A 20,845-nucleotide genomic window follows, 5' to 3' on the forward strand; every position below is an offset into this window, starting at 1 on the left:
GACATGGCTAAAGACGACGTGATCCAGATGCAGGGTGAGGTGCTGGAAAACCTCCCCAACGCGACGTTCCGCGTCAAACTGGAAAACGGCCACGTAGTGTTAGGCCATATTTCCGGCAAGATGCGAATGCATTACATCCGCATCTTGCCCGGGGACAAGGTGACGGTCGAATTGACCCCGTATGATCTGTCCCGCGCGCGCATCGTATTCCGGGCGAAGTGAGCGGACTGGAATTGAAGGAAGAGGAAAATCATGAAAGTGCTGGCTTCTGTTAAGCGCATTTGCCGCAACTGCAAAATCATCAAGCGCAAGGGCGTGGTGCGTGTGATCTGCTCGTCGGACCCGCGTCATAAGCAGCGCCAAGGCTAATTTCGCAAAGAGGATTGACGAATGGCACGTATCGCAGGGGTCAACATCCCCAACCACCAACATACCGTGATCGGCCTGACGGCTGTGTACGGTATCGGCCGCTCGCGCGCTCAGAAGATTTGCGAGGTGACCGGTGTCCCGACCGACAAGAAGGTCAAGGACCTGACGGACGCTGACCTGGAAAAGCTGCGTGACGAAGTCAACAAGTTCACCGTCGAAGGCGATCTGCGCCGTGAAACGACGATGAACATCAAGCGCCTGATGGATCTGGGCTGCTATCGTGGCGTGCGCCATCGCAAGGGCCTGCCGATGCGCGGTCAGCGTACCCGCACCAATGCCCGTACCCGCAAGGGTCCGCGCAAGGCCGGCGTTGCGCTCAAGAAGTAATCCGTCGGGTAAAGGATAGGAACTATGGCAAAAGCAGCGAATACCGCCGCCCAGCGCGCGCGCAAGAAGGTTCGCAAGAACGTCGCCGACGGCATCGCGCACGTTCACGCGTCGTTCAACAACACGATCATCACGATCACCGACCGTCAGGGCAATGCCCTGTCGTGGGCGACGTCGGGTGGCCAGGGCTTCAAGGGCTCGCGCAAGTCGACGCCGTTCGCCGCTCAGGTGGCTGCTGAGAGTGCTGGCCGCGTGGCGCAGGACCAAGGTATCAAGAACCTGGAAGTGCGCATCAAGGGCCCGGGCCCGGGTCGTGAATCGGCCGTGCGCGCACTGAACAACCTGGGTATCAAGATTCAGGTGATCGAGGATGTGACGCCGGTGCCGCACAACGGCTGCCGTCCGCCGAAGCGCCGTCGCATCTAAGTGATTCGGCCGGCCGCGCCAGTTGCTGGCGAGGTCGGTCTGCGGGTGCTATACTTGCCCGCTTGCCTGTCTTCCGGATTGTTCTGGAAGGCGGGTTTCGTCTTTTCATAAGCCCACTGTTCGTCATGGCTCCGATTGGAGCCCGATGACGGACCGTCCGCAGAGTTTGTGCTGCGGATGACTGAAAACAAAGGAACGCAACGTGGCACGCTATACCGGCCCCAAGGCGAAACTGTCTCGCCGCGAAGGTACTGATCTTTTCCTGAAGAGCGCACGTCGCTCGCTCGCCGACAAGTGCAAGCTGGACAGCAAGCCTGGTCAGCATGGCCGTACCTCGGGGGCGCGCACTTCCGACTACGGCAACCAACTGCGTGAAAAGCAGAAGGTCAAGCGCATCTACGGCGTGCTGGAGCGTCAATTCCGCCGCTACTTCGCCGAAGCCGACCGCCGCAAGGGCAACACGGGTGAAACCCTGCTGCAACTGCTGGAGTCGCGTCTGGACAACGTCGTCTACCGCATGGGCTTCGGCTCGACCCGCGCTGAAGCGCGCCAGCTGGTGTCGCACAAGGCGATCCTGGTCAACGGTCAGGCGCTGAACGTACCGTCGGCCCAGATCAAGTCGGGCGACGTGATCGCCGTTCGCGAAAAGTCGAAGAAGCAAGTGCGTATCGCTGAATCGCTGTCGCTGGCTGAGCAGACCGGTTTCCCGAGCTGGGTGACCGTCGATGCGAAGAAGATGGAAGGCATCTTCAAGCAAGTCCCGGATCGTGCAGATATCGCCGGCGACATCAACGAAAGCCTGATCGTCGAACTGTATTCGCGTTAATGACGACGCCCGTACCGGAAGGTGCGGGTTCGTGCGCCTTTTGGGGACGCTCATCGTCTACAACATTGTGGTCGTGTGCCGAAAGTCTTTAGGCGCCGCAGCAATCCGAATCGCTACGTGCCGCAACGCGTTTGCGGCACGTGCGTCTTCCGTCGCGGGGTTCGCGATGGAATCTTTCCAGTCCAATCCGTCAGCCTTATCGGTGTAACGAGCCGAGGGTATTGAAACAGGACAACCTACATGCAAACAGCACTCCTGAAGCCCAAAATTATTGCGGTTGAGCCGCTTGGCGATCATCACGCGAAGGTCGTCATGGAACCGTTCGAGCGCGGCTATGGCCACACGCTCGGCAACGCGCTGCGCCGCGTGCTGCTGTCGTCGATGGTCGGCTATGCCCCGACCGAAGTCACGATCGCTGGGGTCGTCCACGAATATTCCACCATCGATGGCGTGCAGGAAGACGTCGTCAACCTGCTGCTGAACCTCAAGGGCGTGGTGTTCAAGCTGCACAACCGTGATGAAGTCACGGTGTCGCTGCGCAAGGAAGGCGAGGGTGTGGTGACGGCCGCCGATATCGAGCTGCCGCACGACGTCGAGATCATCAACCCGGGCCACGTGATCGCCAACCTGTCGGCTGGCGGCAAGCTGGATCTGCAGTTGAAGGTCGAGCAGGGCCGCGGCTATGTGCCGGGCAACGTGCGCAAGTTCGGCGACGAGTCGAGCAAGGTCATCGGCCGCATCGTGCTGGACGCCTCGTTCGCACCGGTGCGCCGCGTGTCGTACGCGGTGGAGTCTGCCCGTGTGGAGCAGCGTACCGACCTCGACAAGCTGGTCATGAACATCGAGACCAACGGCGTGATCTCGCCGGAGGAAGCGATTCGCCAGTCGGCTCGCATTCTGGTGGATCAACTCTCGGTGTTCGCTGCCCTGGAAGGCACCGAAAGCGCCGCTGAGGCCGCCGCTGCCCGCGCTCCGCAGATCGACCCGATCCTGCTGCGCCCGGTTGACGACCTCGAGCTCACGGTGCGTTCGGCCAACTGCCTGAAGGCCGAAAACATCTACTATATCGGCGACCTGATCCAGCGTACCGAGAACGAGCTGCTCAAGACCCCGAACCTGGGTCGCAAGTCGCTCAACGAGATCAAGGAAGTCCTCGCTTCGCGTGGCCTGACGCTCGGCATGAAGCTCGAGAACTGGCCGCCCGCAGGTCTCGAGAAGTAAATTGCAGTTGTCGGCCGGTGCCTGTGCATCGGCCGTTTTCCCGTCGCTGCGGTCTGAGCGGCATAGTCAAGGCTACCGGCCCGCGCCTCGTCAGGGGCGATAGAAGAGCTGGTCAAACACTCTTAAGAAGGAATCATCATGCGTCACCGTCATGGTCTGCGGAAACTGAACCGCACCTCGTCGCACCGTCTCGCGATGCTGCGTAACATGTCCAACTCGCTGTTCCAGCACGAGCTGATCAAGACCACCCTGCCGAAGGCCAAGGAGTTGCGCAAGGTTGTCGAGCCGCTCATCACGTTGGCCAAGAAGGACACCGTTGCAAACCGCCGCCTGGCATTTGCCCGTCTGCGCGACCGCGATATGGTCACCAAGCTGTTCACGGAACTGGGCCCGCGCTACGCGACCCGTCCGGGCGGCTACACCCGCATCCTGAAGTTCGGCTTCCGCCAGGGCGACAACGCGCCGATGGCGCTGGTCGAGCTGGTCGATCGCCCGGAAGTTGCCGAGGCTGTGGAAGCCGAAGCGGCTGCTGAGTAAGGTCAGCCGAAGTTCGTCGCTGCGACATGGCGTCGCGGCGGGGGCTATGAAAAATGCGTGCCTCGGCGCGCATTACAATGAAGCCAGGACTTACGTCCTGGCTTTTTTGTTGCCTGCCGCAACCGACATGTCGCCCCATGGCGCTGATGGAGGCTCTATGCCCGCTGGAACCGATGTACTGCTTGTGCTGACCAACCTGCCGAATGTGGATAGCGCGGATCGTGTTACGCGGGCCGTGTTGGAATCCCGCATGGCCGCTTGCGTCAACCGGTTGCCGGCGTGCATGTCGTCGTACTGGTGGAACGGCGCGATCGAGCAGGCGACCGAGATCCCGCTTCTGATCAAGACGACGCAGGCGGTGTACCCGGCGCTGGAAGCCGTGTTGCGCCAGGCGCATCCCTACGAGGTGCCGGAACTCATCGCCGTGCCGGTGACGGCGGGCTTGCCGGCGTATCTTGCGTGGGTAGCTGAAGAAGCTTCGCCGCCGCCCTCTGTCTGACGTCTGATTGTTGTTGATATGACCTTGTCTTCGTTCCTGTCCGCGCGGCGCATGCTGCAATGGCTCGTGCTGCTCGTCTTGGTGGCGCTTTTGCGGGTTCCCGCGCATGCCGCTGACGACTTCTTGCCGCCGGAGCAGGCTTTCCGTTTTTCGGCGACGCAGGTGGACGGGCAGACCGTCGAGGTCCGCTTCGGCATTGCCGATGGCTATTACATGTATCGCGAGCGCTTTGCCGTGGGCGCCGAACCGGCCACCGTCAGGCTGGCCCCGCTCGACATGCCGCCCGGCAAGGTCAAATTTGACGAGACCTTCAACAAGGACGTCGAGACGTATCGCCATGAGGTTGCCTTCCGCGTGAAGGCACTGAATGCAGACTCGCCGTTCACGCTGATCGTGACCTCCCAGGGCTGCGCGGACCAAGGTCTATGCTACCCGCCGATGAAGAGCCGGTTCCAGGTGCGTCCGTCGCCTGCCTCGGCCGTACCCATGGCGCCGACTGCCACGGCGGCAGACAGCACCGAACCGGAGGGCAAGCAAGGACGCATTGCCAGCACACTGGACAGCGGCAACCTCGGCGCGATCGCTGCGCTGTTCTTTGGTTTGGGCTTGCTGCTGACCTTTACGCCGTGTGTGCTGCCGATGCTGCCGATCGTGTCGGCCATCGTTGTGGGGGAGCACGCCACGCGTATGCGCGCGGCACTGGTGTCGGTGGCGTACGTGCTCGGCATGGCCGTTGTTTATACGGCGCTGGGCGTGGCTGCCGGGCTGGCAGGCCAGGGGCTGCAGGCAGCGTTGCAGAATGCCTGGGTGCTGGGTGCCTTTGCGCTGCTGATCGCGTTGCTGTCGTTGTCGATGTTCGGCTTGTACGAACTGCAGCTGCCGGCGGCGTGGCATCACCACCTGACGCAGGCGTCCAACAAGCTGAGCGGCGGCCAGGTGGTGGGAGCGGCCGTCATGGGCGCGCTGTCTGCCTTGATTGTGTCCCCTTGCGTCACCGCGCCCTTGGCGGGAGCGCTCGTGTACATCTCGCAAACGGGCAACGCGGCCGTGGGCGGTATGGCGCTGTTCGCGCTGTCTATCGGGATGGGGATTCCGCTGATTCTCGTCGGTGTGGGCGCTGGCAATCTGCTGCCGCGTTCGGGGCGTTGGCTGGTCGTCACCAAGGCGGTCTTCGGCTTCATCCTGCTGGCGGTGGCCTGGTACATCGTGCAGCCGGTCGTGCCTGCGTGGATGGCGATGGTCGGCTGGGGTACGCTGCTGATCGGCGCGTCCGTGTTTCTGCGGACGTTCGATTCGCTGCCCGACGGCGCCGGCAACCTGCAACGCCTGGGCAAGGTGATCGGCATGGTGCTGGCGCTGGCCGGCGTGGCACAGCTGTTGGGCGTGGCCGCAGGCGGGCGCGATCCGCTGCAGCCGTTGGCGGGCGTGCTGCGCACCTCGGCGATGACGAACGCACCGGCGTTGACCTTCAAGCGCGTGAAGAGCGTGACCGAGCTCGATGCCGAAGTGCGCAACGCCAGTGCAGCCGGCAAACCTGTGATGCTCGACTTCTACGCCGACTGGTGCGTGAGTTGCAAGGAGATGGAGCACCTGACGTTCACCGATGCGCGGGTGCGCGCGGCGCTCGCCGAGGTGGTGTTGCTGCAGGCGGACGTCACGGCCAACACTGCAGATGACCAAGCACTGCTCAAGCGCTTTGGCCTGTTCGGCCCGCCGGGGACCGTCTTCTTTGATGTGCGCGGCAGCGAGGTACAAGCCCGGGTGATCGGCTTTCAGCGTGCCGACACGTTCCTCGCCAGCCTGCGCCGCGCACTCGGCACGGCACAGGCGGCGAAACCTTCCACCTGATCATCAGGCCCGCAGCAGACGGGCGGCGTCCAGTGCGAAGTACGTCAGGATGCCGTTTGCGCCGGCACGCTTGAACGCCAGCAGTGATTCCAGCACGACCTTGTCGTGATCCAGCCAGCCGTTCTGCGCGGCGGCTTTCAGCATCGCGTATTCCCCGCTGACCTGGTACACGTACGTCGGGAAGCGGAATTCGTCCTTCACGCGGCGCACGATGTCGAGATACGGCATGCCGGGCTTGACCATTACCATATCGGCGCCCTCGGCGATGTCGAGCGCCACTTCGCGCAGCGCCTCGTCCGAATTGGCCGGATCCATCTGGTAGGTCATCTTGTTGCCCTTGCCCAGGTTCGCGGCCGAACCCACGGCATCCCGGAACGGGCCGTAGAACGCCGATGCGTACTTGGCGGCGTACGCCATGATGCGCGTGTAGATGTGGTTGTCGTGCTCCAGCGCCAGGCGGATCGCACCGATGCGGCCGTCCATCATGTCTGACGGAGCGACGATGTCCACGCCGGCTTCAGCCTGCACCAGCGCCTGGCGCGTGAGGATTTCCACCGTCTCTTCGTTGAGCACGTAGCCGTTGTCATCGAGCACGCCGTCCTGGCCGTGGCTCGTGTACGGGTCGAGCGCCACGTCGGTCAGGATGCCTAGCTCGGGAAAGCGCGCCTTGAGCGCCTTCACGGCGCGCGGGATCAGGCCGTCTGCGTTGGTCGCCTCGATACCGTCCGGCGTCTTGAGCGACGGTTCGATGACCGGGAACAGCGCGAGCACCGGAATGCCCAGTTGCACGCACTGCTCGGCGACGCCCATCAGCACATCGATCGACACCCGCTCGACGCCCGGCATGGACGGCACGGCCTGGCGTACGTTGCTGCCTTCAAGGATGAACACAGGGTAGATCAGATCGTCGGGTGTGAGGCGCGACTCGCGCATCATGCGGCGGGAGAAATCGTCGCGGCGCATGCGGCGCGGACGATGGTCGGGGAAGCTCGAAATCATGTCAGCAGACTCTAAGAACACACTGTGAACTTTGAAAACTTTCTTGGCCATTATCCCTCTTACGCACGGACAATGCGCCAGCGACGCTGATGCAGCGTCCCCCGCGGCTCCTCCCTGACGCGGGTTCCCATCGATGGCTCGATGGGGTCGTTATCCCCGTTGCGCGTCTGGCGACGGGGTTTTTTTTGCCTTCGTGGCCGGCGGCACGGGCTCGGAGGCTTCGGGCAGGCACAGCCAGCCTGCGACAATTCGCTGCGCTTCTTCGATACCGCGGCGCTTCAGGCTCGAGAACAGCTGCACCGTCAGCGATACATCGCCGTCGGTCTGCGCCTGATAATCCTTCAGTACCTTGCGCGCCCCCATCAGCGAGCGTGAGGCATCGTTGTTGGTCAGCTTGTCCGCCTTGGTGAGCAGCACGTGGATCGGCTTGCCCGTCGGCAGGAACCACTCGACCATCTGGCAATCGAGGTCGGTGAAGGGCCGGCGTGCGTCCATCATGATGACCAGGCCGGCAAGTTGCGGGCGGGTCTGGACGTAGTCGCCGAGCAGGTGTTCCCAGTGCGACTTCGCTTCGCCCGGCACCTCGGCATAACCATAGCCCGGCAGGTCGACGAGGAAGCCGAGCGGGTCTTCCGCCTTGGCCGGCATGACCGAGAAATAATTGATGTGCTGCGTGCGGCCGGGCGTCTTGCTCGAGAACGCCAGCCGCTTCTGGTTGCACAGGATGTTGATCGCGGTGGACTTGCCCGCGTTCGAGCGGCCCGCAAACGCCACCTCCGGCACGGCCGTTGGCGGAAGATCGCGCAGATGATTGACGGTGGTAAAGAAACGGGCTTGATGGAGGAGCGACATGCGCGGCGAACCTTGTAGACTGCGGTGTTGAAACTGCGTAGATGCTGCGCCGCTAGGTCGCATTGCAGAAGGGTTATTGTACAATACGCCGGTTTACGGACGTCCCCGCCAGATCCGTCGCAGGACCGCCCCGAGGCCCGGGCCGGTCCGTTTTCATGTACCGATCTGGCAAGAGGAGAAGGGGATGCCGCGCGCCGCAGGGTCGGGCCGAAGTGTGTGGCATTAGGCGGCGCACGCAGCATTCGAAAACAATCTAAACAAGGTGTGCGAATGAACCGCATCGCGAACGTTGTTGCTGTCGCAGCGCTGTCCCTGGCATCGGCCTTTTCCGTGGCCTACGCTGCCGAGCAGAAAGTCGCCAAGGCTGACGCCGCCCGCGGCGAGACGCTCTTCAATACCGGTATCCCGGCCAACGGCGTGCCGGCCTGTACCAGCTGCCACGGCGCCGGCGGCAACAGCGCGATGAACGTCAACCCGAAGCTGGCCGGTCAGCACGCCGAATACATCGAAAAGCAGCTCAAGGATTTCAAGGCCAAGACCGAGCGCAATCAGCCGGTCATGTCGCTCTACGCGAGTGCGCTCTCCGAGCAGGATATGAAGGACATCGGTGCCTACCTGGGCAAGCAGGCCGCCTGGAAGCCCGGCTCGGCCAAGAACAAGGACACCATCGAACTCGGCCAGAAGCTGTATCGCGGCGGCGATGCCAAGCGCGGCATCGCAGCGTGCGCGGGCTGCCACGGCCCGACCGGCGCCGGCATCCCGGCGCAGTACCCACGCATCGCTGGCCAGTTCGCCGAATACACCGAGGCCCAGCTGGTGGCGTTCCAGAACGGCACGCGCAAGAACAGCGTGCAGATGCACGACCTAGCCAGCCGCATGACGGCCGAGCAGATCAAGGCCGTGGCGGATTACATTGCCGGCCTGCGCTAATCTGTCGCACCCGGCCATCAATTGACGGTCGCACAATCCATAAGAAAAACAGGGTGGCAATGCGCCTGGCATCGCCACCCTGTTTTCGTTTCTGAATAGCGTTGTCCCGCATGTCTTCTGCCTCCACCTCCGGCGTTCAGATCCGCACCCGCCGCCGCGCGCTGCGCGAGACGGTGGAGTTGCTGTCGTCGATGCGCTTTGCCATCAGCCTGCTGACGGTGATCGCCATTGCCAGCGTGATCGGCACGGTGCTCAAGCAGAACGAGCCCTATCCGAACTACGTCAACCAGTTCGGGCCGTTCTGGGCCGACGTGTTCCGTTCGCTGTCGCTGCCGACGGTCTACAGCGCGTGGTGGTTCCTGCTGATCCTGGCGTTCCTGGTGGTTTCGACGTCGCTGTGCATCGTGCGCAATGCGCCGAAGATGCTCGCCGACATGCGCGCCTGGCGCGAGAACGTGCGTGAAGGCAGCCTGCGCGCGTTCCATCACAAGGACGAATTCGACGCGCCGGCCGATGCGGCCACCGTAACGGCCCGCCTTGCAGCACTCGCGCAGAACCGCGGGTTCCGCATCCGGGCGTTTGCACGCGACGGCGGCGCGACGCTCATCACCGCCAAGGCCGGCGCGGGCAACAAGATCGGCTACATCCTGGCGCATGCGGCCATCGTCATCATCTGCGTGGGCGGGCTGCTCGACGGCGACATGATGATCCGCCTGCAGATGTGGTTTGGCGGCAAATCGCCGATCAAGGGCAATGCGGTCATCAGCGAGATCGGCCCGGAGCATCGCCTGAGCACCGCCAACCCGGGCTTCCGGGGCAACGCCTTTGTGCCGGAAGGAGCAACGGTCGGCACGGCGATCCTGAACATTGGCGACGGGGCGCTCATCCAGGACCTGCCGTTCACCATCACGCTCAAGAAGTTCACCGTCGAGCATTACTCGACCGGCATGCCGAAGCTGTTCGCCAGCGACATCGTCGTGACGGACCGCCGCACCGGCAAGCAGACGGACGCACGCGTCGAGGTGAACAAGCCGTTCGTGTATGACGGCGTGGCGATCTATCAGTCGAGCTTCGAGGACGGCGGCTCCAAGCTCAAGCTCACAGGCTTTCCGATGCGCGGGGCGGAAGACAAGACCTTCGCCATGTCGGGCACCGTGGGCGAGAACGCGCGGCTCAGCGGCCACGGCACGGACTACACGGTGGAGTTCACCGATTTCCGGCTGATGAACATCGAGACCGTGACCGACGCCTCCGGCAAGCCCGACGCACGCGGCGTAGGCAAGCGCGGCGGCGATGCCGGAGGCTTGCGGGCCGAACTCGGCAACGCCACCCGGACCACGCGCGAGCGTGGCCTGCGCAATGTCGGTCCGTCGGTGCAGTACAAGCTGCGCGACGCGAACGGCCAGGCGCGCGAGTTCAGCAATTACATGCTGCCCGTTACGCTGGACGGGCAATCCGTGTTTCTCGCCGGCGTGCGCACGCAGCCCGACGAGCCGTTCCGCTACCTGCGCATTCCCGCCGACGCCCAGGGCACCGTGAACGACTGGATGCGCCTGCGCGCCGCGCTGCAGACTCCGGCGATGCGCGCAGAGGCGGCGCGCCGGTTCGCACTGCTGTCCATGCCCGGCGAGGACCGTGCAGAGCTGCGCAGGCAGCTGACGGAAAGCGCCCGGCGCGCCATCGACCTGTTCGCGGGCGCCCCCGATGCGAAGGGCGATGCCCCGCAGGCGCAGGGCGGTTTCGCTGCGGTCGCCACCTTTCTGCAGAAGTCCGTCCCGGAAGCGGAGCGCGAGAAGGCCGCCGACGTCCTGATGAAGATCATCAACAGCTCGATGTGGGAACTGTGGCACCTCGCGCGGGCCCAGGCCGGCCAGGCCGCACCGGCGGTCGACGCGGCGAGCAGCCAGTGGCTGCAGAGCGCCATCAACGCGCTGTCGGACAGCGTGTTCTATGGTGCGCCTGTCTATCTGCAGCTCGCCGACTTCCAGCAGGTGCAGGCCAGCGTGTTCCAGCTCACGCGTGCGCCGGGCAAGAACATCGTGTATCTTGGGTCGTTGCTGCTGGTGCTGGGCGTGTTCTCGATGTTCTACGTACGAGAGCGCCGCTGGTGGCTGTGGATTCGGCCGCAACCCGGCGATACCACCTCTGGCGCACATGTGTTGACGGCCATGTCGACCACGCGCCGCACACTCGACTTCGACCGCGAGTTCGAGCGCCTCAAGCACGATGTCCGCGCCGCTGCCGGCATGGCGGACCCAAGCGGCGCCGCCAGTGCAGCGGATGCCGAGTCCAAACCAACGAAGTGAGCAGGCGATGGAAGCGACCACTCCTCCCCAAACCTCCGTGGCGAGCGCCGATCTTGGTGCGTTGCAGCGGCCGTCGTATTTTCGCCGCCTGGGCTGGTTCGACTGGCTGTTCGCGGTGCTGCTGGCTGCCGGCGCCGGCTACGCCTTCTCGCGCTACGGCAACTATATGGATGGCTACGAGCGTGGAATCCTCGCCGCTGCCGTCCCCGCATTCGCATGGCTGGGCTGGACGTGGAAGCCGGTGCGTGCCTTGATGATCGGCATCGCGGTGCTGGCGCTATTCGGCATCTCACAGTACAGCGGCGCCAATGGCCCTGAGCTTGCGCGCGCCGACCACGCCTTCTTCCTCAAGTATTTCCTCGCCAGCCAGTCGGCCATCTTATGGATGAGCGCGCTGATCTTCCTCTCGACGCTGTTCTTCTGGGCCGGGCTCGTGCTGCGTTGGGAAGCCGGCGGCGCCATCGGCAGCAAGCTGTGCTGGGCGGCGGTGGTGCTTGGCCTGACGGGCATGCTGGTGCGCTGGTATGAGTCGTATCTGGTGGGTGCGGATATCGGCCACATCCCGATCTCGAACCTGTATGAGGTGTTCATCCTCTTCACGCTGATCACCTCGCTGTTCTATCTGTATTACGAGCAGCGCTACAAGACGCGCGCGCTCGGGCCGTTCGTGATGCTCGTGGTGTCGGCCGCGGTGGGCTTCCTGCTCTGGTACACCGTGTCGCGCGGCGCGCAGGAGATCCAACCGCTGGTGCCGGCGCTGCAGAGCTGGTGGATGAAGATCCACGTGCCCGCCAATTTCATCGGCTATGGCACGTTTGCCTTGGCGGCCATGGTCGGTTCCGCGTACCTGCTCAAGGAGCACGGCATCCTGCTCGATCGCCTGCCCTCGCTGGAGGTGCTGGACGACGTGATGTACAAGGCCATCACCGTGGGCTTCGCGTTCTTCACCATTGCCACGATCCTGGGCGCGCTGTGGGCTGCCGATGCGTGGGGCGGATACTGGAGCTGGGATCCGAAGGAGACGTGGGCGCTGATCGTGTGGCTGAACTACGCCGCGTGGCTGCACATGCGGCTGATGAAGGGCCTGCGCGGCCGCATGGCGGCGTGGTGGGCGCTGATTGGCCTGCTCGTCACGACGTTCGCCTTCCTGGGGGTCAACATGTTCCTGTCGGGCCTGCACAGCTACGGCGAGCTGTAAGCCACGAAAAATCCTCAGCGGACTGGAATAAGGACGCGCCTGGCGTGTTTACTGCTCTGTGAGGGCGCCTCGGTTGTCCCCTTTCCGGCGCCCCTCCACCAAGGAGAACAAGATGAGCCAGTCCGCAACTTTCCCCGCATTGTTCCGTCCGCGCATGGCCTTGGCCGGTGCAGTGATGCTCGTGTCGCTTTCCGCGCTTGGTCTGGCGGGTTGCGCCAGCATGGGCATGGGAGCGTCCTCCACGCCGACCGCCGTCAAGGTGACCAACGGCACGCTCACCGACGAGCATGGCATGACGCTCTACACGTTCGACCGCGACACCACGGCCGGCAAGAGCGCCTGCAACGGCAACTGCGCCAACAACTGGCCGCCGCTGGCCGCCAACAGCGCGGACAAGCCCTCCGGCGACTACACCATCGTCACCCGCGACGACGGCAAGCAGCAGTGGGCCTACCGCGGCAAGCCGCTCTATCTGTTTGCCAAGGACAAGATGCCCGGCGACCAGACCGGGGACGGCGTCCTGAACGTCTGGCACGTCGCCAAGCCGTAATCGTCTGCCGGCTGCGCGCCCATGACCGACCTCGCCGGCCGCCTGATCGCGCTGACGCCGCGCCTGCGCCGTCATGCGCGCGGCCTGGCCGGCGAGGCAAGCCGCGCCGATGACCTCGTCCAGGACACGCTGGAGCGCGCCTGGCGCTATCGGTGGCGCTTCCAGTTGCGTCCCCGGCTGGGTGCCACGGACGAGAGCGACGGGCTATTCGCGTGGTTGCTGACCATCATGCATCGCTTGCACCTGAACGCCGTGCGCCGGCCGGATCGGATCGAGCTGACCGACGCGCCGCCCGATATTGCCGTCGACGACAACCCGGGCCTGCGCCGCGATCTGCTGCGCGCGCTGGCCACCTTGCCGGAAGAGCAGCGTGCTGTACTGCTGCTCGTCGGGTTGGAGCAGTTCGCCTACAAGGAAGCCGCCGACGTGCTCGGTGTACCAGTGGGTACGGTGATGTCGCGCCTGTCGCGGGCGCGCGAGCGCATGCGCGTGGCACTCGACGGCACCCCTGCGGCATCCCAGCCGGCGGGTGGCGGCGCTGCGCTGCACCGTGTGAAGTGAGGCGAGCCATGTCTGCCGACATTCACATCGACGAACTCCACGCCTACGCAGACGGGCGCTTGCCGGCCACACGCCGCGCCGCGGTGGAGGCGTATCTGGCCGCCCATGCGGACGCCGCCGCAGAGGTGGCGCGGTGGCGGGCGATGAACGCCGACCTCCATCGCGCGCTTGACCCGCTGCTCAACGAACCCGTGCCGCCGCGGCGGATTCCGGCCGCGATCCAGGCTGCGGCACGGCGGCAGCCCACTGCGGGCTTTGGCGCACTGCGTGGATGGAGCACGTTGGCCCTCGGCGTGGCATGCATGACCATCGGGGCCGCAGCGGGCTGGTTCAGTCGGGGTGTTGCGGAAGTCACCGTGCCGATGCAGCGTTTCGCCAACGACGCGCTGGTGTCGCACGTTGTCTTTTCCCCCGAGTCGAAACACGTGGTGGAGGTGCCCGCCGACGAAGAAGCGCATCTCGTCACGTGGCTCTCACGGCGGCTCGATGCGCAGCTGCACATTCCCGACCTCACCTCGTTGGGCTACCGCCTCATCGGCGGCCGCCAGACGGTGGTGGCGGATGCGCCCACCGCCATGCTGATGTACGAAGGGCCGGGCGGGGTGCGCATTTCCGTGCAGTTGCGGCGCATGCCGAACAATCGCGACACCGGCTTCCGGCTCGAAACCCTCCCCCCGGACAACCGTGTGCTGCGGGCGCTTCAGCCGGCCGTGGATCATCCGCCCCCCATGGCGTTCTACTGGGCGGATCACGGCCTGGGGTTTGCGGTCTCGGGCCCGCTCGCGCGCACGCAACTGCTGGAGGTGGCACAGGCGGTCTACCGGCAGTACAGCGAGTTCACCGGGCCGACGGGCGGCAGGAAATAGTGCAGTTTTTTTTGCGATGCGCTGTCAGGTCGGCGGCAGGCGCACGACCAACGGACAGGGAGGGCGAGCCTCCCCGCATAACGAGGACCCATCATGCTGATCAAGACCGATCGCTGGCTGCGCGGCGATGACATTCCCGCCAGCGAAATCACGCCGCAGCCTATCTTCGAGCAGCGGCGGCGCATCCTGGCCGCCGCAGCCATGGGCGCCGCGGGCGCAGCGCTGGCGCCCTGGACATCGCGCGAGGCCTTCGCGGCCAATCCTCCGCTGGCCAAACTGCCGGCCAAGCCGAACCCCGCCTACACCACCGTCGAAAAGCCCACGCCCTACGACGAGGTTACGACGTACAACAACTTCTACGAATTCGGAACGGACAAATCCGACCCGGCGCGCTATGCCGGCACGCTGCGCCCGCGCCCGTGGCAGGTCAGCGTGGAGGGCCTGGTGAAGACGCCCAAGACGTACGATCTGGACGACCTGACGAAATTCGCCCCGATGGAGGAGCGCGTCTACCGCCTGCGCTGTGTCGAAGGGTGGTCGATGGTGATTCCTTGGGTCGGCTTTCCGCTGGCCGAACTCATCAAGCGCGTGGAGCCGCAGGGCAGCGCCAAGTACATCCAGTTCATCTCGCTGGCCGACAAGCGGCAGATGCCCGGCATCGGCAGCCCGGTGCTGGAATGGCCGTACAGCGAGGGCCTGCGCCTGGACGAGGCCATGCACCCGCTGACGTTGCTGACCTTCGGTCTCTACGGCCAGGTGCTGCCGAACCAGAACGGCGCGCCGGTGCGCGTGATCGTGCCGTGGAAGTACGGCTTCAAGAGCGCCAAGTCCATCGTCAAGATCCGCTTTGTCGACAAGCAGCCGCCCACCAGCTGGAACATCGCTGCGGCCAACGAGTATGGCTTTTATTCCAACGTGAACCCGACCGTGGACCATCCGCGATGGAGCCAGGCCACCGAGCGCCGCATCGGCGAAGACAAGGGCGGCTTCGGCGGCCTGTTCGCGCCCAAGCGCAAGACGCTGATGTTCAACGGCTACGATCAGGTCGCGCCGCTGTATGCCGGCATGGATCTTCGCAAGAACTTCTGAGGCAGCGATGATGCATTTGCCGTCCATGCTGTCGCCCAGGTCGCTGCGCGTGGTGAAGATCGCCGTGTGGCTGGCCGCGCTTGTGCCGTTTCTGCGCATCGTCTTCCTGGGCGCGACCGACCAGTTCGGGCCGAACCCGCTGGAGTTCGTCACGCGGTCGACCGGCACATGGACGCTGGTGCTGCTGTGCTGCACGCTGGCCGTCACACCGCTGCGCCGGCTGACAGGCATGAACTGGCTGATCCGCCTGCGCCGCATGCTGGGGCTTTACACGTTCTTCTACGGCACGCTGCACTTCCTGATCTGGCTGGTGGTCGACCGCGGGCTCGATCCGGCATCGATGCTCAAGGACATCGGCAAGCGGCCGTTCATCACCGTCGGCTTTACCGCCTTCGTGCTGATGATCCCGCTCGCGGCCACGTCGACCAACGCCATGGTCCGCCGGCTCGGCGGCAAGCGCTGGCAGTGGCTGCACCGGCTGGTGTATGCGACGGGCGTGCTCGGCATCCTGCATTACTGGTGGCACAAGGCGGGCAAGAACGACTTTGCCGAGGTGTCGATCTACGCCGCGGTGATGGCCGTGGTCTTGGGGTTGCGCCTGTGGTGGGCGTGGCGTGGGTCGCGGCAGAGCGCCATGCCGCGCACGATGCCGGCGCGCGATTGAGCCGCATGCAACGCACGTGAAAAAAGCCGCGGATGTTCGCGGCTTTTTTGTGCGATGACGCTGGCTTATGCCGGCAGCAGATGCTCGCCGCGGATCAGGTCTTCAAAGCGCTCGCGCTCGCGCACCAGGTGCACCTTGTCGCCATCGACGATCACCTCTGCGGCGCGATTGCGCGTGTTGTAGTTTGAGCTCATCGTGAAGCCGTACGCGCCGGCCGACAGGACGGCCAGCAGGTCGCCCGACTGCACGGCCAGCGACCGGTCGCGGCCCAGCCAGTCGCCCGATTCGCAGACCGGGCCAACCACGTCGTACATGACGGGCGCGCTTTCGCCTTCGCGCACCGGCACGATGTGGTGATACGCCTCGTACATCGCCGGGCGGGCAAGGTCGTTCATGGCCGCATCGACGATGCAGAAGTTCTTGCTCGCGCCGGGCTTGAGGTATTCGACGCGCGTGAGCAGCAGGCCGGCATTGCCCACCAGAGAGCGGCCGGGCTCGAACAGCACGGTGCGGTCGCCAAAGCCGCGCTGCTCGATGCGGTCGAGCAGCGTGCGGGCAAACGCGGTGATGTCCGGCGGCGTCTCATCGGTGTAGGTGATGCCCAGACCGCCGCCCACGTCGATGTGCGACAGGCGGATGCCGTCGGCGTCGAGTTTGGCCACCACGTCGAGCACCTTGTCCAGCGCATCGAGGTACGGCGAGACCTCGGTGATCTGCGAGCCGATGTGGCAGTCGATGCCGACGACGCGCAGGTTCGGCATGGCCGCGGCGGCGCGGTACGTCGGCAGCACCTCGTCGAAGGCCACGCCAAACTTGTTCCCCTTCAGGCCCGTCGAGATGTACGGGTGCGTCTTGGCGTCCACGTCCGGGTTGATGCGCAGCGACACGGGCGCGGCCTTGCCCATCGAGCCGGCTACGTCGTTCAGGCGGTGCAGCTCTGGAATGGATTCGACGTTGAAGCAGGCCACGCCGGCTTCCAGCGCGAAGCGCATTTCGTCCGCGCTCTTGCCCACGCCCGAGAACACGACCTTCGATGCCGGTGCACCGGCGGCCAGCACGCGCTTGAGTTCGCCCGACGAGACGATGTCGAAACCGGCGCCGAGCTGAGCGAACACCTGCAGCACGGCCAGGTTCGAGTTCGCCTTCATCGCGTACTGCACGTGGGCATTGCGGCCCTCGCAGGCCGCGGCGTACGCGCGGTAGTTGGCGGTGAGCGCGGCGCGCGAATACACGTAGGTAGGCGTGCCAAACTGGGCGGCAATCGCGTCGAGCGCGACGCCTTCGATCATCAGGACGCCAGCCTGGCGGATCAGGGACTCGGACATGGATGGGCAACGAGGGTGGCGCCGTTGCGGGCAGCAGCGCCGGTTGAGCGAGGATGCGGGGTCAGCGGTTTGCAGGCACGGCGCTGGCCGCGTCGGCGGGTTTGGCCCCCGGCACGGGCGGCTGCGGTACCGCGTTGGGGCCGGCGATGCCCGGGTCGGGGGTTTGCGGGGCCGTCTGCGCGGGTGGCACCTTCGGCATGTACAGCGGACCACGGATCCCACAGCCGGATAGGCCTGCGGCCGTCAGGGTCAGGCCGACAGTGGCTACAATGGCGGCGGTTCGTATCATCGGAGATGGTGCGGAAAGAGCCCCAAGGCTGCGGCCTTGCGGCGGTCGGAATCACAAGAGGCGGGGCGCCCAGCGGCGCCGGAACAGCCGCCGCGCAAGATTTTGGAGTGTAGCATGCCCCCCCTGAGCGAATCGGAGTTCCTGGCGCTGGCCAAGGCCGAGCTGGACCACATCGAAAGCCTTGTCGAGAGCGCCGCCGAGGAGGCGGATGCCGACATCGACGTCACCCGCGAAGGCAACGTGCTGACGCTCGCGTTCGACGACGGCTCGAAGATCATCATCAACAGCCAGGCACCGATGCAGGAGTTGTGGGTGGCGGCGCGTGCGGGCGGCTTTCACTTCCGTCGCAACGATGGCCGCTGGGTCGACACGCGCAGTGGTGAAGACCTGTACGTCGCACTGTCGCGCTACGTGAGCCAGCAATGCGAGGTCGATGTGACGCTGGCCGCCAGGTAAGCACTGCGCATCTTCGATCCTCGCAAAAGAAAAGCCGCCCAGAAGGGCGGCTTTTTCGTGGCGGACGGATTCAGTTGCCGCGGAACATATCGAGGATGCGTTGCTTCTCCTGCTCCGGCGTCGGCGCCAGGTTGATGCCCGGCTGTTGGGATTGCGGCTGGTCGCCGCCCGGTGCCTGCGTCCCCGGCAATGCGTCGCCCAGGCCGACCGAGGCGATGCCCTGGCCGTTGGCGTATTCCTCGTAGGCCCAGTCGCCGGCCATCTGCACGACGCCTTCGGGCGGCTGGCGGTCCATCTCGGGCTGGCCCTTGAGCGCGTAGCTCATGTAGTTGATCCAGATCGGCAGGGCCAGGCCGCCGCCCGTTTCACGGTCGCCCAGGCTGCGCGGGTTGTCGTAGCCCATCCACGACACGCCGACCAGCTTGGGTGTGTAGCCGCAGAACCAGGCGTCGAACGAGTCGTTCGTCGTCCCGGTCTTGCCCGCCATGTCGTTGCGGCCGAGCTTGAGCTTGGCCTGATAGCCCGTGCCGCTCGACACGACGCTGCGCAGCAACGAATCCATGATGAAGTCATTGCGCGGGTCGATCACGCGCACGGCGTCCTTGCCGGCCGTCATCGGGTGCGCCTGCTGGATGACCGTGCCGCGTGCGTCCTCCACGCGGTCGATGATGTACGGGTTCACGCGGTAGCCGCCGTTGGCGAACACCGAATACGCGCCGGCCATCTGCAGCATCGTCACCGAGCCGGCACCGAGGGCCATCGGCAGGTAGGCCGGGTGCTTGTCGGCCTCGAAGCCGAAGCGGGTGATGTACTGCTGCGCATACTGCGTGCCGATCGCACGCAGGATCCGCACCGACACCAGGTTCTTCGACTTCTGCAGCGCGCGGCGCATGGTCATCGGGCCATCGTAGCCGCCGCCGTAGTTCTTCGGCTCCCAGACCTGGCCACCGGTGTCGCCGGTCGGGATCGACAGCGGTGCGTCGTTGATCACCGTGGACGGCGAGAAGCCCTTGTCCACCGCTGCCGAGTAGATGAACGGCTTGAAGCTCGAACCCGGCTGGCGCCAGGCCTGCGTGACGTGGTTGAACTTGCTGCGGTTGAAATCGAAGCCGCCGACCATCGAATAGATCGCGCCGGTTTGCGGGTCCAGCGAAATGAAGCCCGACGCCACTTCCGGCAGCTGCGTGATCGACCACTTCTGCGTCTTGGCATCCTGGATCACGCGGATCACCGCGCCCGGGCGCAGCTTGATCTTCGGTTGCGCGTTGTTCGACAACGCCGCCTGCGCAAACCGCAGGCCGTCGCCAGACACGTCGATCGTCTCACCGGTCAGCATGGTGGCACGCACGAGCTTGGGTGACACGCTCACCACCACGGCCGACTGCAGATCGTCGCTGTTCGGGTGGTCGAGCAGCGCATCGTCGATCGCCTGCTCGCGCTCTTCAGGATCGGTGGGCAGGTCGATGAACGCCTCGGGGCCGCGGTAGCCGTGGCGGCGTTCGTAATCGAGAATGCCGCGCCGCACCGATTGGTAGGCCACTTCCTGATCGCCCTTGCGGATCGTGGTGTAGACGTTCAGGCCGCGCGTGTAGGTCTCTTCGCGGTACTGCGCGTACATGAGCTGGCGCACCATCTCGGCCACGTATTCGGCGTGCACGTCGAACTCATGGCCTTCGCTGCGCACCGGCAGCTGTTCGTGGATGGCCTGGTCGTACTGCTCCGGAGTGATGTAGTGCAGGTCGCGCATGCGCTGCAGGATGTACTCCTGGCGGATCTTGGCGCGCTTGGGGTTCACCACCGGGTTGTACGCCGACGGCGCCTTCGGCAGGCCGGCCAGCATGGCCGCTTCGGCCAGGGTGATGTCCTTGATGTTCTTGCCGAAGTAGATCTGCTCTGCGCTGGCAAAACCGTATGCGCGCTGGCCCAGGTAGATCTGGTTCATGTACAGCTCGAGGATCTGATCCTTCGAGAGGCTCGCCTCGATCTTGTACGCCAGCAGCATCTCGTAGATCTTGCGCGTATACGTCTTCTCGCTCGAGAGGAAGAAGTTGCGCGCCACCTGCATGGTGATCGTCGACGCGCCCTGCGAGAGCCCGCCGTGCAGGTTGGCCAGGCCCGCGCGCAGCACGCCGATGAAGTCTACGCCCCCGTGTTCATAGAAGCGGTCGTCTTCGATGGCGAGCACCGCGCGCTTCATCACGTCGGGCATCTGCGAGATCGGCACGAAGCTTCGGCGCTCTTCACCGAACTCGCCGATGAGGACGTTGTCGGCGGTGTAGACCCGCAGCGGAATCTTCGGGCGGTAATCGGTGATGGCGTCAAGCGACGGGAGGTTAGGCGCAGCAACGAGCAGGGCATAGCCCAACAGCAGCGCCCCGACGATGCCCATGGCAACGAACAGGCCGAACATCCAGAGCAGCAGGCGTGCCCACAGCGGGCGGCGGGCCTTGGGCGGCTTGGGCGAAGCAGGGTTGGTTTGGGCAGTAGCCATTACGAGGGGTGTCTGTCAGCGTGGCGGCGATTATATCGTCGCGCCCCGCGGGCCCCGGACGCCTGGGCGTAACAGCACGTAACGCCTGTCACGCCGGCGCCCCGGACAGCACTTGTGCGGCGCGGCAGGCACCGGTAACGCGCCGTTTGTGCGCCC

The 20,845-nt window shown here is 64.9% G+C and carries 23 protein-coding genes; 18 read left to right on the plus strand and 5 right to left on the minus strand.

Annotated features, from left to right (window positions below):
- Nucleotides 1–3 precede the first annotated feature (3 nt).
- The 9 genes from infA (at nucleotide 4) to dsbD (ending at nucleotide 6,113) form a co-directional block, all read left to right on the plus strand.
- Complete coding sequence (gene infA / locus KHN96_RS17525) at nucleotides 4–222, plus strand: translation initiation factor IF-1 (RefSeq protein WP_003264140.1); 219 nt, start codon at nucleotides 4–6, stop codon at nucleotides 220–222.
- Nucleotides 223–252: 30 nt separating this feature from the next.
- Nucleotides 253–369 carry a 50S ribosomal protein L36 gene (gene rpmJ / locus KHN96_RS17530; protein WP_003264141.1) on the plus strand — a complete coding sequence of 39 codons (117 nt, stop codon included), beginning with the start codon at nucleotides 253–255 and terminating at the stop codon, nucleotides 367–369.
- A 21-nt stretch (nucleotides 370–390) separates the two neighbouring features.
- Nucleotides 391–756, plus strand: coding sequence for a 30S ribosomal protein S13 (rpsM, locus tag KHN96_RS17535; protein WP_045785041.1), 366 nt, complete (start codon nucleotides 391–393; stop codon nucleotides 754–756).
- A 24-nt stretch (nucleotides 757–780) separates the two neighbouring features.
- The gene (gene rpsK / locus KHN96_RS17540) at nucleotides 781–1,182 is read left to right on the plus strand and encodes a 30S ribosomal protein S11 (protein ID WP_011002900.1); all 402 of its coding nucleotides are present in this window, start codon (nucleotides 781–783) and stop codon (nucleotides 1,180–1,182) included.
- A gap of 202 nt (nucleotides 1,183–1,384) precedes the next feature.
- Complete coding sequence (gene rpsD, locus KHN96_RS17545) at nucleotides 1,385–2,008, plus strand: 30S ribosomal protein S4 (RefSeq protein WP_045785040.1); 624 nt, start codon at nucleotides 1,385–1,387, stop codon at nucleotides 2,006–2,008.
- Nucleotides 2,009–2,248: 240 nt separating this feature from the next.
- The gene (locus KHN96_RS17550; protein ID WP_004634508.1) at nucleotides 2,249–3,229 is read left to right on the plus strand and encodes a DNA-directed RNA polymerase subunit alpha; all 981 of its coding nucleotides are present in this window, start codon (nucleotides 2,249–2,251) and stop codon (nucleotides 3,227–3,229) included.
- 138 nt (nucleotides 3,230–3,367) lie between these two features.
- Nucleotides 3,368–3,766: a 50S ribosomal protein L17 gene (gene rplQ / locus KHN96_RS17555; protein WP_045785039.1), complete on the plus strand. Its 399-nt coding sequence runs from the start codon at nucleotides 3,368–3,370 to the stop codon at nucleotides 3,764–3,766.
- A gap of 157 nt (nucleotides 3,767–3,923) precedes the next feature.
- Nucleotides 3,924–4,265: a divalent-cation tolerance protein CutA gene (gene cutA / locus KHN96_RS17560; protein WP_045785038.1), complete on the plus strand. Its 342-nt coding sequence runs from the start codon at nucleotides 3,924–3,926 to the stop codon at nucleotides 4,263–4,265.
- Between the two features lie 18 nt (nucleotides 4,266–4,283).
- Nucleotides 4,284–6,113, plus strand: a complete 1,830-nt coding sequence (dsbD, locus tag KHN96_RS17565) for a protein-disulfide reductase DsbD (protein WP_062739454.1) — start codon at nucleotides 4,284–4,286, stop codon at nucleotides 6,111–6,113.
- 3 nt (nucleotides 6,114–6,116) lie between these two features.
- Here dsbD and hemB read toward each other — a convergent pair whose 3' ends face one another.
- Entirely contained in the window at nucleotides 6,117–7,112 is a 996-nt protein-coding gene (hemB, locus tag KHN96_RS17570; protein ID WP_045785036.1) for a porphobilinogen synthase, read from the minus strand.
- A gap of 150 nt (nucleotides 7,113–7,262) precedes the next feature.
- Nucleotides 7,263–7,964, minus strand: a complete 702-nt coding sequence (gene yihA, locus KHN96_RS17575; RefSeq protein ID WP_045785035.1) for a ribosome biogenesis GTP-binding protein YihA/YsxC — start codon at nucleotides 7,962–7,964, stop codon at nucleotides 7,263–7,265.
- A 270-nt stretch (nucleotides 7,965–8,234) separates the two neighbouring features.
- Here yihA and KHN96_RS17580 point away from each other — a divergent pair, with 270 nt between their 5' ends.
- The 8 genes from KHN96_RS17580 (at nucleotide 8,235) to msrQ (ending at nucleotide 16,128) form a co-directional block, all read left to right on the plus strand.
- Nucleotides 8,235–8,894 (plus strand): c-type cytochrome, encoded by a 660-nt coding sequence (locus tag KHN96_RS17580; protein WP_045785034.1) that lies wholly within the window; start codon nucleotides 8,235–8,237, stop codon nucleotides 8,892–8,894.
- 110 nt (nucleotides 8,895–9,004) lie between these two features.
- Nucleotides 9,005–11,200 (plus strand): cytochrome c biogenesis protein ResB, encoded by a 2,196-nt coding sequence (locus KHN96_RS17585; protein WP_062739455.1) that lies wholly within the window; start codon nucleotides 9,005–9,007, stop codon nucleotides 11,198–11,200.
- 7 nt (nucleotides 11,201–11,207) lie between these two features.
- Nucleotides 11,208–12,398: a c-type cytochrome biogenesis protein CcsB gene (gene ccsB / locus KHN96_RS17590; protein ID WP_062739456.1), complete on the plus strand. Its 1,191-nt coding sequence runs from the start codon at nucleotides 11,208–11,210 to the stop codon at nucleotides 12,396–12,398.
- 112 nt (nucleotides 12,399–12,510) lie between these two features.
- Entirely contained in the window at nucleotides 12,511–12,948 is a 438-nt protein-coding gene (locus KHN96_RS17595) for a COG4315 family predicted lipoprotein (RefSeq protein ID WP_062739457.1), read from the plus strand.
- Between the two features lie 21 nt (nucleotides 12,949–12,969).
- Nucleotides 12,970–13,509, plus strand: coding sequence for an RNA polymerase sigma factor (locus KHN96_RS17600; protein ID WP_045785030.1), 540 nt, complete (start codon nucleotides 12,970–12,972; stop codon nucleotides 13,507–13,509).
- Nucleotides 13,510–13,517: 8 nt separating this feature from the next.
- The gene (locus KHN96_RS17605; protein WP_045785029.1) at nucleotides 13,518–14,375 is read left to right on the plus strand and encodes an anti-sigma factor family protein; all 858 of its coding nucleotides are present in this window, start codon (nucleotides 13,518–13,520) and stop codon (nucleotides 14,373–14,375) included.
- Between the two features lie 93 nt (nucleotides 14,376–14,468).
- Entirely contained in the window at nucleotides 14,469–15,464 is a 996-nt protein-coding gene (gene msrP, locus KHN96_RS17610) for a protein-methionine-sulfoxide reductase catalytic subunit MsrP (protein ID WP_045785028.1), read from the plus strand.
- A 7-nt stretch (nucleotides 15,465–15,471) separates the two neighbouring features.
- The gene (gene msrQ / locus KHN96_RS17615; protein WP_062739458.1) at nucleotides 15,472–16,128 is read left to right on the plus strand and encodes a protein-methionine-sulfoxide reductase heme-binding subunit MsrQ; all 657 of its coding nucleotides are present in this window, start codon (nucleotides 15,472–15,474) and stop codon (nucleotides 16,126–16,128) included.
- Between the two features lie 65 nt (nucleotides 16,129–16,193).
- Here the strand turns inward: msrQ and lysA are convergent, their stop codons facing one another.
- Complete coding sequence (gene lysA, locus KHN96_RS17620; protein ID WP_045785026.1) at nucleotides 16,194–17,453, minus strand: diaminopimelate decarboxylase; 1,260 nt, start codon at nucleotides 17,451–17,453, stop codon at nucleotides 16,194–16,196.
- Between the two features lie 61 nt (nucleotides 17,454–17,514).
- Complete coding sequence (lptM, locus tag KHN96_RS17625; RefSeq protein WP_045785025.1) at nucleotides 17,515–17,742, minus strand: LPS translocon maturation chaperone LptM; 228 nt, start codon at nucleotides 17,740–17,742, stop codon at nucleotides 17,515–17,517.
- Between the two features lie 114 nt (nucleotides 17,743–17,856).
- Here lptM and cyaY point away from each other — a divergent pair, with 114 nt between their 5' ends.
- Entirely contained in the window at nucleotides 17,857–18,198 is a 342-nt protein-coding gene (gene cyaY, locus KHN96_RS17630; protein ID WP_062739459.1) for an iron donor protein CyaY, read from the plus strand.
- Nucleotides 18,199–18,268: 70 nt separating this feature from the next.
- Here the strand turns inward: cyaY and KHN96_RS17635 are convergent, their stop codons facing one another.
- On the minus strand, nucleotides 18,269–20,689 hold the full coding sequence (locus tag KHN96_RS17635; protein ID WP_045785023.1) for a penicillin-binding protein 1A: 2,421 nt from the start codon (nucleotides 20,687–20,689) through the stop codon (nucleotides 18,269–18,271).
- Nucleotides 20,690–20,845 lie beyond the last annotated feature (156 nt).

The sequence above is a fragment of the Ralstonia mannitolilytica genome (assembly GCF_905397375.1).
In the GTDB taxonomy this organism is placed as follows: Bacteria; Pseudomonadota; Gammaproteobacteria; order Burkholderiales; family Burkholderiaceae; genus Ralstonia; species Ralstonia mannitolilytica.